Below are 13,356 nucleotides of genomic sequence, written 5' to 3' on the forward strand. Positions count from 1 at the left end.
TTGCTCGACTGACTGGGGTCTTCCATGTGGCTCTTCCTCTCTTTTGATTATTTTGGAACGATGGATTTTTTAATTGTTTGGTTAGCATTTTGATATCTGGCTGTTTGCTTCTTTTGGCGGAACTTCGCTCTCTTTGGTCGCCAAGTACTGTTCATCATCAGCTCTGGCGAAGACAGTTGTTTCTTCATGTCTTAGAGCTTTTGAGACCTAGCTCTTGTTTTGCTTTTAGATGTTTGTTTGTTTTTGCGGATCTTCGCTCCCTTTGGTCGCCAAGTACTGTTCATCATCAGCTCTGACGAAGACAGTTGTTTCTTCATGTCTTAGAGCTTTTGAGACCTAGCTCTTGTTTTGCTTTTAGATGTTTGTTTGTTTTTGCGGAACTTCGCTCCCTTTGGTCGCCAAGTACTGTTCATCATCAGCTCTGGCGAAGCCAGTTGTTTCTTCATGTCTTAGAGCTTTTGAGACCTAGCTCTTGTTTTGCTTTTAGATGTTTGTTTGTTTTTGCGGAACTTCGCTCCCTTTGGTCGCCAAGTACTGTTCATCATCAGCTCTGGCGAAGCCAGTCGCTGTGATTCACAGCAAAAACGCACACTCAACAATAGAGTGTGCGTGAAATAGCAACTTAAATAAAAGTTTCTCTATCGTTGAGCTTTAGCACTATAGGGCGTAGATAATTTCTTATCAGCTACGTTATGAATGACCTTAACGATCATTCCTGTTCAACCAACTAAGAGTCTCTCGATTCTTTCGCGGCAGCAGCATGTGTCCAAATAGGAGCCTCACCTAACAATTATTCAGTTCTTAATCCATAATCATCATAGTTCATAATTTTACAATTGTCAAAAGAAAAAGAAATAAACAAAAAATAACCATTTTTAGTTACGCTGATCGTTCTAACTCTTCTCTACCCTGACAGATTTCTGTTCTTGAAAAGTTTGCTTTTTTTAATTCTTCATCCGATAAATTATTGAGCAGATCATAAAACCAATTACCTAATTCCAAAAACTGTTCATCTGTCATTTTTTTCGATTCTGAAAATAATATATTTTCAGCTTGGTTTACTTCTAATGCCAAAACCAGTTCTGAAAGATAGCTTTGGAATGGAACAGAATAATTTTCTCCAGTTCCTTCATCTGTCACTTGAATCATTAGCATTCCTTGAACTTCTGCTGCTTTTTTAAAAGGATTAAATACAGCAGATTTTACTTGCCTCATAAACCAATCTTTTTCATATCCCATCATTTTTATTCCACTCCTTTTGCGATTGTCATTAAAAATAGTAAGCAAGTCTCAGCTCATCATTTTCTAATCTTCACTGCCGCATTGCGACGTGTATCCCTCTAGATATTGCTCATTGGCTTGGACTGTTGCTTCGCTGTGGAGGATAACGGCTTTACACAAAGCTGGATACGTGCTTGAAATATAGTTTTTTATACTAGCCATTCCTTGACCGTTCATACCAACAACCAAGAGAATACCTTGAGTTGCGCTTGAGACAGATTCCAGTGCCTGACTATAGGTTTTACCAAATGCTTTGATTTGTTCTGTTTGGGTTTGAACTTCACCAATCACCATTTTGACCATGGGCATCTTCCTCCTCTCTGAGCGCTTGTAATTCTGCTTCATACTATGAAAAAACGGTACTAGCAATTTTGCACTAGCACCGTTTAAATATTTTATATTTTTTAATTTAGTAAAGCAAAAACAGCTAGTATTTGTTAGCTATTGGCAACTAGAGTAGCGATTTATGACTTACTAATCAGGGCTTTATAGCTTGACTGCAATCAAATACTAAAATGACATTTCTACTTGATATACTCTCGAATTTCTTTTTCATTTACAGGAAATACTTTTCCAAAATCTTCTGTGTATTCTTCTCCCCTAATATCTTCTGTCCAACCACACCCTGCACATTCTAAAAGTATCTTATTAGACTTATCTTTATAAACTACTTTTATATATCTCAGTTCATCGTTTGGTGTTATAGGACAATCTTTCCCAGAATATACTGTGACCATATCCCATAGGGTATCTCGAATTGACATTGCCAGTGTATCAATATCTTCATATTCACCTTTACTTAATCTTTCCTTTTCCATACTTAAAGACAAATCTGGGGTCGGAACAATGTATTCTTCACTGTCAATAGAAATTAAAACATCTAATCCCCATTTTTCTATAATTAAATCTGTGAAATAATTCCTATTTTCATTTATGAACTTTACATAAGCTTGATAATAGTCCTCATAACTTTTTAAATTATTGTCACACCGAGAAATTTCACGAAATTCCTTGACTAGTTCTCTATCTAATATATTTTCTGTCATTTCAAATTTCCTCCTCACAAATTTATGGTTTAGGAATCGGATATGTGGTAATCAAATTTCCTGCTTTATCAGTATATATCTCAATCCAACTAGTTGGTTTACCACCATGTTTTAATGCAGTATTCCCAATTATTTCTCCTGTATCAACAATTCTTTTATATTGTCCACCAGGTATTTCTATAACAGGTGATTTTACAACATTTGGCGATTTTAAAATCTGTTTCAAATTTTCAGATGAAGTAGAAAAAATAGATCGACTATTTGCTAACGGTCTATCGAAATGACCTTCAAAAACGTGATCAAATCCAGCAGAAACAGGTTCTCCTGATTTTCTGAGTGGCGTAAATCGAGTTTGTCCATTGGCTGCATTAATTCTCGTTTGAACAACTCCTATATCCGCCCCTCTAACTTTCTTATCATAAATCTGCGCATTCCTCACCGCAGCTCCTGTCAATCCAAGCGCCCACATTGCATCCCACAAACCTGATTCTTGCATTTTCCCCATAAAATCTTGTCCGTGTGCTAAAGCACCAAAGCCTGGCATTCCTACTTTATCACCACTAAAATAATCTCGTCCACTTTTCTGGAAATCATTCACTCGTTTTGACATCTCTGTTGGACTTAATTCTAACACATCTAAGCCGTATTTTTTGATCAATTTCTTTAAATCTGCTGATAAATCGTCCTCATTCAATGCGTAATGATACCCATCTTTTTCAAACATGTAAACGTCTTTGCCATATTTTTCGTCAAAAACATGAATAATCTTACAACCATCTAATAGTTGTTTATCCCGTCTTTCAACGCGATCATTCCAATTCTTATTTACATCCTTGATCCAAGCGGTATCTTTTAAAGAAAATCCTTTGCCATTCCAACTTCCAGCGCCAACATTTCCCGAACCGTCAACGCCTAGCGCCTGCATCCCTCTTGTCATTAATTCTTCTGAACTTTTCAGCCCATCGAAGTAGCTCGGAGACTTATCACAAAATGCCAAAAATTTACGGAGTTTTTCTTCTATTCTTGCTTTTTTCGCTTGATTTCGGGTAATTCCTGCATCCATATTATTGATTGCGGCTTGGAAAATCATCCCCATCAATTTTGAGCTGTCTTCTGATAACCCTCGTTTCGCTTGAGCAAAGCTATCTTTTGAAGATTGAAAGCCTTGAATTAATCTATCTGCTTCGTTGATTTGATCTTGTAATTCCTCTGAATCTAGATCTTCACTGCCGCATTGCGACGTATATCCCTCTAGATATTGCTCATTGGCTTGGACTGTTGCTTCAATGTGGAGGATAACGGCCTTACACAAAGCTGGATACGTGCTTGAAATATAGTTTTTTATACTATCCATTCCTTGTCCACTCATGCCAACAACTAAGAGAATACCTTGGGTTGTGCTTGAGACAGATTCCAGTGCCTGGCTATAGGTTTTACCAAATGCTTTGATTTGTTCTGTTTGGGTTTGAACTTCACCAATCACCATTTTGACCATGGGCATCTTCCTCCTCTCTGAGCGCTTGTAATTCTGCTTCATACAGGGTTTCGGACTGCTCTTCTAATTGTCTTTTGTTCTTGGCTAACGTTTCTTGTCCGTCAGTCATTTCCTCAAAAAATCGACGTTCTTCGATTCGGGCATCTTCAATGATTTCTTCAAAAAAGACCCTTCTTTTTGTCGGTAAAAATAAGCCATCACTCGTTCATTATGATGACGTTCACTTGCATATAATTGACCGCAATCCTCTATTTTTCGCTCTAATAACATCGTTACTTCGGTGTTTTCTTCTTGTTTTTCTTCATTCTCTATTCGTCTTTTTCGAATCTCTTCCTCTTTCATTGTTTCCTCCTCGTATAAAAACTGGGTACACTCGTTCATCTAAAACATGTTATAAAGGTGATTTAATCAATTGTTGAACTTGTGTATCCGCTCGTTTAAAGGCCGCAACTGCACTTTGGATATTGGCAGTATCACGGTTTAATAGTTGTTGAATGGTTGAGGAAGAGCTTTTTAGTTTTTCAAAGGTACTATTTGCTAAACTATTTCCTGGCACCGTTGTTCCAGAAGAAAAGGTCACAGTTTGGGAAATTGTTAATTTATCGTTGGCTTGACCAATCTTGGTGGCCTGATTTTGAATTTCTCCAGCATTAATATCAATCATTTTTTCATACTCCTTTATATTTTTTCAACCTTAATATCAAGTATATCTTAATAAAAAATGGAAGTAAATCACATATTAAAAAATACCTCTAACTTAAATTCCTTTTTACAAAAAAAAATCGTAAGTCGATGACTTACAATTTGCATAATAAAAATATTTTTTTCTGTTATTTTATCTTATATATAAGGGAGCAGTTTTTCGTGTTATTTAATGAGGTTTGTGGGGAAAATTAGGTTGCGTGTTCGCATTCTTTTCATATTATACTCTTGGCAAGAACCTCTTGCTGTATTAGATCATTTCTTCCAATTCCGAACGGGGCCGATCAACAAGAAAAAAGTCATCAAAGAATACTACGCAATCGGCCACTTGTTCCACGCTTTTTTTACAGAATTTATCCGTTGGATGGAAGCAGAACAAGCCAAAATCGAAAAGTTAGATCGTGAAAGGAAAGTAATGTCACATTTTTAAAATAGACGAGTAACGTCTAATTAGTACCTTCTGTTCAGTTACTATTAACATAATCGCTTTCCTAATTCGAAGGTTTCAGTTTACACTTCTGGAATTGGTTCACTTAACAAAATTTCGCCACTTTGACCAAAATAATCCACCTGCATAGCCGCTAAGTCAGTCCGCCAATAAGCTACTCCTGCAGCTCCAGCAAGCTCTGTGAATTCTTCAAAAGTAATGTCACCCGCTTGCGCTTTTAAAACTGCTTTTTTTATTGCTGTCGAAGATTCTTTCATACCAACATTTTTAGGTGTTCCATTCAGTCGGATTTCAATGTATGATGTCTCATCATAGTAGCGATACATACCAGCGCCCACTAAATAATCATATTTTTTAACGCCAATCTTTTTAAAATCGCGAATCAACTCGGAAAATCCGCCTGCATTTTTTTCATTATTCACAATTTCTTCAATTGCTTTTAAATTGAGACTCATTGGTTTCACTCCCCTTAACCGTATAAAAATAGATCTAAGTCAAAACTTATCAAGCTTTGACCCAGATCTTGGTCATTCAAAATTATAGTAGTCCTTCAACAAAATGATTGATTATTTAACTTCTTCAACTTCTGCCATATCTTCAATATATTTGTAGACTTGTTGTCCAGCAATTCCGCCCTCGCCAACAGCTGTTGTGATTTGACGTAATGTTTTTTCACGAACATCCCCAATCGCAAATACGCCTGGCATACTTGTTTTCATATCTTGATCCGTTTCGATCCAGCCTTCAGCATTCGTCAAGCCAGCTTTTTTGAACGGTTCTGTTAGCGGATCAAGTCCAACGTAGATGAAGACACCGTCAGCTTCGATTTCTTTGACTTCATCCGTCAAGATATTTCTTAATTGCCCACCAGTTACAACCATATCATTTCCAACGATTTCTTCTAAGACAGTATTCCACTCAAAAGAAATTTTTTCATTGGCAAACGCACGATCTTGGATGATTTTTTGTGCACGTAGCTCATCACGACGATGCACGATCACAACTTCTGAAGCAAATTGTGTTAAGTAGATTGCTTCTTCAACAGCTGAATCGCCGCCACCAATCACTAAAAGTTTTTTGTTACGGAAAAAGGCACCATCACAAACTGCACAATAAGACACACCACGGCCTGCAAATTCTTCTTCCCCTTTCACACCTAATTTACGGTGTTCACAGCCTGTTGCTATGATCACTGTTTTGGCTTGATAGGTTTTATCATCACAAATGACCTCTTTATAAGCACCTTGATCTTTGATATCCATCACAATACCATAGGCATTTTCAGTACCAAATTTTTCAACGTTTTCGTACATTTTATAAGCTAACTCAGGTCCCATGATCGAATCAAAACCTGGATAGTTTTCTACTTCAGCTGTATTATTCATTTGTCCGCCTGGCGCACCGCGTTCGATCATCAATACTGAAAGATTAGAACGTGACGCATATAGCGCTGCAGTCATTCCTGCAGGCCCTGCTCCAATAATAATTACATCATACATAAGTTTTTCACCCTCCGAATTTTTCAAGTACATTTACTTTACAACTTAACGAATTGATTGTCTATCTTTCTGCCCAGTGATAGTATCTGCTCATACAAATTTATTTTGAGTCGTTTATTTCCGTTTCCCATTATATCATGCTTTTTTCTCGATATCATCTCTTTTATACTTACTTTTAATAAGAAAAAAACGTGGAGCAAAACTAAAATCAGTTTTGCTCCACGCAGTGAATCTGAATAAATATCGAGAAAAAGAAGCTCTTGCCTCAGACTCTTCTTTTACCCTTCACTATTTTGTAATTTATACATATCTGCATACAGACCCTTTTGAGCTAATAAATGGTCATGATTGCCTCGTTCAACGATTCGGCCTTTATCCAATACTAAAATCAGATCCGCGTCACGAATGGTAGATAGACGGTGAGCAATCGCAATGGTTGTTCTACCTTGACGCATATTTGCTAAACCTTCTTGAATCAAGCCTTCTGTTTCCGTGTCGATATTCGCTGTTGCTTCATCCAGCACAAGGATTTTTGGATCCGTTACAATCGTTCTAGCAAATGAAATCAGCTGACGCTGGCCGCTTGAATAACTGGCTCCTCGTTCGATGACTTTTGCATGGTATTTTTTTGGCAAGGTTTCTATAAATTTATCTGCCTGAACAAATTCCGCTGCGGCTTTGATTTGTTCATCTGTGATTTCTGGATTCAACATCCGAATATTCCCAGCAATATCACCATAAAACATAAACGCATCTTGTAAAACTAAGCCTAATTTTTTCCTTAATTCTGGCAATGGATACTCACGAATATCACGATCATCGATTAAAATTTCACCTTCATAAAATTCGTAAAAACGCATCAAAACATTAATGATCGAACTCTTACCGCTACCAGTATGCCCAATCAAGGCGACAGTTTCACCAGGATTGGCAATAAAGCTGATATTATTCAAGACATTATTCTCTCCATCGTAAGAAAAACTAACATTACGAAATTCGATTTTCCCCCGAATGATTTCTGCATTGGCCCCAATGTTTTGCTGCGGTGTCAATTCTTCGTTATCAAAGATTTTCAAAATACGGCTACCAGCAACCATCCCATCTGTAAAGACACTTAGAAAGTCCATCATCTGCGTCATCGGATTAAAAAATGCTTGGACATATGTCACAAAAGCATAAATCATTCCGACTTCAACAGGAGAATGCAGAGCATCATACCCAAATAAGGTCAAGGTCAAACCAATCGCTAATGTATAAAGAAAATTAATGATTGGTCCTAATAACAATGAATTGGTCTTGATCATTAAAAACCGGGTTCGTAAATAGTCATTATTCGTTTCTTCAAATTCTTTTTCTAAACGATGTTCTTGCCTAAACTGCTGAATGATTTGCATACCTGAAATGTATTCATTTAGCTTTGTATTCAGCTGACTTAGTTTTTCACGCATACTTCTATAGATTCTAGAACTGAATTTTTGATAGTACCAAATCACGATCAGCAAAATAGGTAAGAAAATCAAATTATACAACGCAATTTTCCCACTGATTTGAAACATCGCAATAAAGGAAGAAACCACAGCAAAAATACCTGTTAAAACCATCAAAAAGACATACCAGAATTCAAATAAGGTTTCCGTATCGTTTGTTACACGAGAAACGATCGATCCAGCTGGCGTTTGATCAAAATAACGCATACCTAATGTTTGCAGTTTTTCAAACAACTTCACACGAATATATTGATAGGTTTTGAGTGAAGCAGTTGAGTATAAAAACCATTGGAAAAACCAAACGATACTTTTAACGATCACGCCGAAGAGATACAACCCAGCAAAAAATAGAATGACTTGATTGGTAGCCGTTTTCGGTGTTAAATAATCATCCATAAAGGTTTGAATGATCCTTGGTAAAAGAATATTGATAATTGACAGGATCAGAGCAAACAAAATTGCTGTTAAAAAAGTACGGCGAAATGGTCGTGCAAATTTCAGCAATCGTTTAACGATCGAAACTTGTTCTTTTAATGGAACTGATTTTGTCCATTCTGATTCATATTTTTCTTCCATTATGCTTCACTCCCTTCAATCTTCGCTTCTAATTGTTGTTTATCCCACATCCGTTTATACCATCCAGCAAGTCTTAACAGCTCTTGATGTGTTCCACGTTCAACGATTTTTCCTTCATCTAAAACAATGATTTCCTTTGCATGCATCACACTACTTAATCGATGAGCTGCAATGATTGTTGTTTTTTCTTTTCTTGCTTCTTTTAAATTAGAAAGAATTGCTTCTTCCGTTTTCGCATCGACTGCTGATAAAGCGTCGTCTAAAATCAGTAATTCAGGATCGACGATCAACGCTCTAGCAATTGAAATCCGTTGTTTTTGACCACCTGATAAAGAAACGCCGCGTTCTCCAACCAACGTCTCATAGCCTTTAGGAAACGCTTTGATTTCATTATTGATAAACGCCATTTCAGCTGCTTGTTCTACTTCTGCTTCGGTAAAATCAGGATTAGCAAAACGAATATTATCCCGTACTGTCATTGAAAATAGAAAATGATCTTGAGGAACATAGCCCATCGAATTCATCAACGCATCCAATGAATAGTCTTTGATATCATGACCACCAAATGTTACGCGACCTTGATAATGATCATATTCACGCATCAATAATTTTAAAATCGTCGTTTTCCCAGCTCCAGTTTTTCCAACGATTCCTAGCGTTTCTCCTACACCAACTGTAAATTTGATTTGTTCCAAGGTTGCATTATCATCTTTTGGATAGGTGAACTGAGCAATTTCCATTGACAACTGACCTTTAGCAGGTGTTTGGATCGCATCTTTTTTCTCAATGATATGTGTCTTTTCATGGAGCAACTCATTCACACGATCATAACTTGCATTGCCTCGCTCCAGTACATTAAACAAACGACCAATCGCAAACATCGGCCAAACAAGCATCCCAATATAACTTATAAATGAAATCAACTGCCCGATCGTGATCGTGCCTTCCATAATAAAACGTCCACCCATAATGATGGTCAGAACATAAGAAATCCCAATGATCAACGTAATAAATGGATCAAATAAAGCATCTAGAAAGTTAACTCTTTTGTTTTTAACAATAGCATCATCGATTTTCTCTGTAAAATCCTGAATATCTTCTTTTTCCTGACCAAATGTTTTGATTACTTTTATACCTGTGATACTTTCTTGCGTTTTATCATTGATCGTAGAAAACGCTGCTTGTGAGTCTCGGAAAGCATCATGTAATTTTGACCCTAGAACTCTTGAAGTTACAGCTAATAAAGGCAATGGAATCAACGCAATCAGTGTTAAACGCCAATCCACAAACAAAATCATGGCAACTATCGTAGCGCCCCCTGTGATCAATGAGTCCGCAAAGGTTAAAATACCCGCTCCTGCAACGTTTTGAATCGCATTCAAATCATTGGTTGCGTGCGCCATCAAATCTCCTGTTCGATATTTCTGATAAAAATCATTATCCATTTTTGTGAAATGATGGAATAATTGCCGTCTTAAATCTTTTTCTAATCCTGCAGCACTTCCCCATATATGCGTCCGCCAAATATAACGAAAAATATATTGTGCTAAAGCTGCTGCTAAAAGAATACTGACCCAAAACAAAATAGGTTTGATCGTCAAATTTTTTGCAGCGATTTCATCCACAACGATTCCAATAACTTTTGGCGGAACTAATTGTACAAGCGCCACCATTACCAATGAAAATACCCCAATAATATAACTTTTTTTCTCTTGTTTGAAAAACCACCCTAATTTTTTAAATATAGACATGTACATTCTCCTCTTCTAAATTGACTACTGTGCGCTCACATCTTTCATTTGTTGTTTGCCCATTTCAATACAACTCCTTTCATTTATTAAAAAAAAGTGCAAAAAAACGGGCCAAAAAATCGGCCCGTTTGCTCTTGAATTCTGAATAGCAATGAAAAAACCTTATTTGTCTCCTTGGTTCTTCATTTGCTGCATCATTTGACGAATCTTCTTCTCAGAAGGCTTTTGTCCCATAGACATCATCATCATTCGTAACATTTCCTCATTAACGGGAGGATTCTTTTTAAAATAATCTTGCATATATTTGCGCGCAAGGAAAAATCCACCTGCTGCACCTGCTAATAAAGCGATAATCGCGATCAATACTACTAAACCTGTTGACATATAAACCTCTCCTTTCTATTAGAAAAGCTGGACAAGAACTTCTGCGGGTTTGTTATGCAGTCACTATTCTTATCTAACCTACCGTTTCTCATTTTTAATAGGATTATTTAACCCTATTTTATAAATTGCTCTCAAGAAATCATTTTACTAGAAACAGACCAAAAAGAAAAGGTCTTTTGTCATATTCCTCACAAGAAATTTACGAAAGACCATTTCATTTCTGTTCTTATTGTTGCGCTTCGATTTTTTCCAATAAATCTGGATCGAATTTTTGTGATTTTAACATCGCAATTTCATAGCCATAAGGCGCTTTGCTTGTCTTTTTATCGGCACCCACATAAGGTGTTTCTAAAATTTTAGGTAGTTCCTTCAATTTTTCATGATGAACTACTTTATTTAAAGCGTCAAAACCAATCGTTCCAAAACCAATATTGGCATGGCGATCTTTATGAGAGCCCATTGGATTTTTAGAATCATTGACATGAACAACTTTCAGACGTTCTAACCCAATGATTTTATCAAATTCTTCTAAAACACCGTCAAAATCATCTTTTACATTATAACCAGCATCATTGATATGACATGTGTCCATTGTAACAGACAATTTTTCATTTAACTTAACGCCTTCGATGATCGTGGCCAACTCTTCAAATGTACGACCTAATTCAGTTCCTTTACCTGCCATTGTTTCAAGTGCAATTTGTGGAACTTGCTCTTTCCATAAAACTTCGTCAAGACCTTTGATGATTTGTTTCAGACCTGCATCCACGCCAGCTCCTACGTGAGCACCTGGATGAAGTGTGATTTGTGTTGCACCTAATGCATGAGCACGTTCAATTTCCTGGCGTAAAAAAGAAGTAGCAAATCCAAAATTCTCTAATTTAATCGTATTACCTAAATTAATAATATAAGGAGCATGCACAACGATATTGCTTAAATTATGCTCAGTCATATACTTTTGACCTGCATCGATATTCATCTCTTCAATCGGTTTACGACGTGTATTTTGCGGCGCCCCAGTGTAGATCATAAACGTCGTCGCATCGTAACTCGCAGCCTCTTCGGCTGAACCTAATAACATTTTTTTACCACTCATACTAACATGTGAACCTAATAACATAATGATCCTCCTAATTTTAAAAGCGTAACGGGCTCGCTCAGCTCCGACTGAAAAATAGAAAAATCAGAGGGTGACGCTTTTTGTCACAATCGGATTTTATTTTTTTTCCGAGGAGTTAGCCCGTGAAGCTAGATAATTTTAAAAGCATAGCGGGCTCGTTCAGCTCCGACTGGAAAATAGGAAAAAATGACTGAGAAGCTTTTTGTCTCATTCATTTTTTATCTTTTTCCCTAGGAGCTAGCCCGTGAAGCTAGATAATTTTAAAAGCATAGCTAGATACTATATGGTAACATTGTTCTGCTTTGCTACACCTTGTACTTTTCAAATCAATTCATTTTGTTCATTGCGTTTCAGAGAAGAAGCTGAAAAACTAGTCCACTTCTTAACTAACTACCTATATACTCATAAAACCTCTGCTAAATTCAGCATCCTTTAAAAGAGTACGTGAAACCATCAGAAAAAACAATCTTTTTGCTTCTTTAACAAAGCTGTAGCTACTTCTTATTTTTTTCTGCAAAACGAGTATAGCTAGCGACCCATTCTTCCATCGAAATCTTACCAACTAATTCCCCAATTAACTTGTAAGGAATATTTTTCGGATTACTGAACCGAATACAACTTTTCCCCATATTCAACTTCATTGGAACTACCTTTTGATATTCTTCTTCAAACCAAGTCAACAATTCTTTATTCCCCATGATTCCCATATGATAAAAGGATAAGTGCTTTTTCTGAGCAGCTAAACTGATAAACGGTAACGGTTCATATCGTCTACCTAAATAGCCCTCCGGAAAAACATTTAAAGGAACAACATAAGTTGGCATTCCGTATTGCAAACGTAAGACAAATCCCTCAGGTATATTTTCAGCAATAACTTTCGCTAATCGTTGATAAGAATCCTGCCATTTTGCATCGATGCTCTCTACATATTCTAGAACCTCGTTCATAAATACCCTCCATATCTTAATCAATCTTTTTTAGTCCAATCTTAATTTACGATCTTACTTCTCTATAATTTTCAGACTTCCACGTTGCTCTACAATGCAATGATAGTGTAACATAAAACGGTTACTGCTTTCACTCTCTATTTTTTTTAAATTAAAATAAATCCATCTCTCTATACACCATGCTATACTGAATATATTATCAGATAAGAAAGTAGGTAAATAATATGACTGTTATTGAAGATTACATCTCAACTATTCCAGAAGATCGCCAAGGTAAACTACAACAACTCTATAAAACTATCAAACAACTTATCCCTGATGCAACAGAAAAAATGTCTTACGGTATGCCGACCTTCTATTTAAATGAAAACTTAGTTCACTTCGCTAATGCTAAACATCATATTGGGTTTTATCCAACCCCAGCAGCTATTGAAGCATTCAAACAAGAACTGACAGAATTTAAAACGAGTAAAGGCGCCATTCAATTTCCTCTCGATCATGAGTTACCAATAGACTTAATCAAAAACATTGTATTATTTAGATTAGAAGAAAACGGAAAAAATAGTCATGATTTCCACACGAATCAAACAAAACGATAACTAACCTTTTCTACCCATTTA

General features: G+C 36.5%; 16 protein-coding genes and 1 riboswitch. Of the genes, 2 read left to right on the forward strand and 14 right to left on the reverse strand.

Features of this window, described 5'->3' with window-relative positions:
- Window positions 1-629: 629 nt before the first annotated feature.
- Window positions 630-798, reverse strand: a riboswitch (M-box (ykoK) riboswitch).
- Window positions 799-879: 81 nt separating this feature from the next.
- From IGL98_RS11415 to IGL98_RS11445, 7 genes are all read right to left on the reverse strand, one after another.
- Window positions 880-1,242, reverse strand: coding sequence for a DUF6483 family protein (locus tag IGL98_RS11415; protein WP_206843327.1), 363 nt, complete (start codon window positions 1,240-1,242; stop codon window positions 880-882).
- A 63-nt stretch (window positions 1,243-1,305) separates the two neighbouring features.
- A complete protein-coding gene (locus IGL98_RS11420) occupies window positions 1,306-1,590 on the reverse strand; it encodes a hypothetical protein (protein WP_430604699.1) in 285 nt (94 codons plus the stop codon).
- 215 nt (window positions 1,591-1,805) lie between these two features.
- Complete coding sequence (locus IGL98_RS11425; protein WP_206843325.1) at window positions 1,806-2,327, reverse strand: hypothetical protein; 522 nt, start codon at window positions 2,325-2,327, stop codon at window positions 1,806-1,808.
- Window positions 2,328-2,349: 22 nt separating this feature from the next.
- Entirely contained in the window at window positions 2,350-3,828 is a 1,479-nt protein-coding gene (locus IGL98_RS11430) for a T7SS effector LXG polymorphic toxin (protein ID WP_430604701.1), read from the reverse strand.
- Window positions 3,800-3,931, reverse strand: coding sequence for a hypothetical protein (locus IGL98_RS11435; RefSeq protein ID WP_277989040.1), 132 nt, complete (start codon window positions 3,929-3,931; stop codon window positions 3,800-3,802). Before IGL98_RS11435 ends, IGL98_RS11430 begins: the two co-directional genes overlap by 29 nt.
- A complete protein-coding gene (locus IGL98_RS11440; protein ID WP_206843323.1) occupies window positions 3,928-4,164 on the reverse strand; it encodes a hypothetical protein in 237 nt (78 codons plus the stop codon). Before IGL98_RS11440 ends, IGL98_RS11435 begins: the two co-directional genes overlap by 4 nt.
- 49 nt (window positions 4,165-4,213) lie before the next feature.
- Window positions 4,214-4,486, reverse strand: a complete 273-nt coding sequence (locus tag IGL98_RS11445) for a TIGR04197 family type VII secretion effector (protein WP_206843322.1) — start codon at window positions 4,484-4,486, stop codon at window positions 4,214-4,216.
- Between the two features lie 234 nt (window positions 4,487-4,720).
- Between IGL98_RS11445 and IGL98_RS11450 the strand changes: the two genes are divergently transcribed.
- Window positions 4,721-4,954: a hypothetical protein gene (locus IGL98_RS11450; protein WP_242590052.1), complete on the forward strand. Its 234-nt coding sequence runs from the start codon at window positions 4,721-4,723 to the stop codon at window positions 4,952-4,954.
- A gap of 80 nt (window positions 4,955-5,034) precedes the next feature.
- On the opposite strand, the gene IGL98_RS11455 is transcribed toward IGL98_RS11450, so the two are convergent.
- The 7 genes from IGL98_RS11455 to IGL98_RS11485 form a co-directional block, all read right to left on the reverse strand.
- Window positions 5,035-5,427 carry a DUF1398 family protein gene (locus tag IGL98_RS11455; protein ID WP_206843319.1) on the reverse strand — a complete coding sequence of 131 codons (393 nt, stop codon included), beginning with the start codon at window positions 5,425-5,427 and terminating at the stop codon, window positions 5,035-5,037.
- A gap of 111 nt (window positions 5,428-5,538) precedes the next feature.
- Window positions 5,539-6,471: a thioredoxin-disulfide reductase gene (gene trxB / locus IGL98_RS11460; protein WP_206843317.1), complete on the reverse strand. Its 933-nt coding sequence runs from the start codon at window positions 6,469-6,471 to the stop codon at window positions 5,539-5,541.
- A 278-nt stretch (window positions 6,472-6,749) separates the two neighbouring features.
- Window positions 6,750-8,534, reverse strand: coding sequence for an ABC transporter ATP-binding protein (locus IGL98_RS11465; protein ID WP_206843315.1), 1,785 nt, complete (start codon window positions 8,532-8,534; stop codon window positions 6,750-6,752).
- Complete coding sequence (locus tag IGL98_RS11470; RefSeq protein ID WP_206911453.1) at window positions 8,534-10,285, reverse strand: ABC transporter ATP-binding protein; 1,752 nt, start codon at window positions 10,283-10,285, stop codon at window positions 8,534-8,536. Before IGL98_RS11470 ends, IGL98_RS11465 begins: the two co-directional genes overlap by 1 nt.
- A 162-nt stretch (window positions 10,286-10,447) precedes the next feature.
- The gene (locus IGL98_RS11475; RefSeq protein WP_010760812.1) at window positions 10,448-10,669 is read right to left on the reverse strand and encodes a YneF family protein; all 222 of its coding nucleotides are present in this window, start codon (window positions 10,667-10,669) and stop codon (window positions 10,448-10,450) included.
- A gap of 226 nt (window positions 10,670-10,895) precedes the next feature.
- Window positions 10,896-11,789 carry a deoxyribonuclease IV gene (locus IGL98_RS11480; protein WP_206843312.1) on the reverse strand — a complete coding sequence of 298 codons (894 nt, stop codon included), beginning with the start codon at window positions 11,787-11,789 and terminating at the stop codon, window positions 10,896-10,898.
- A gap of 494 nt (window positions 11,790-12,283) precedes the next feature.
- The gene (locus tag IGL98_RS11485) at window positions 12,284-12,736 is read right to left on the reverse strand and encodes a DUF1801 domain-containing protein (RefSeq protein ID WP_206911452.1); all 453 of its coding nucleotides are present in this window, start codon (window positions 12,734-12,736) and stop codon (window positions 12,284-12,286) included.
- A 224-nt stretch (window positions 12,737-12,960) separates the two neighbouring features.
- Between IGL98_RS11485 and IGL98_RS11490 the strand changes: the two genes are divergently transcribed.
- Window positions 12,961-13,335 carry an iron chaperone gene (locus tag IGL98_RS11490; RefSeq protein WP_206911451.1) on the forward strand — a complete coding sequence of 125 codons (375 nt, stop codon included), beginning with the start codon at window positions 12,961-12,963 and terminating at the stop codon, window positions 13,333-13,335.
- Window positions 13,336-13,356: the final 21 nt, after the last annotated feature.

It is taken from the genome of Enterococcus sp. DIV0840 (assembly GCF_050527835.1).
Lineage (GTDB): Bacteria > Bacillota > Bacilli > Lactobacillales > Enterococcaceae > Enterococcus_L > Enterococcus_L ureasiticus.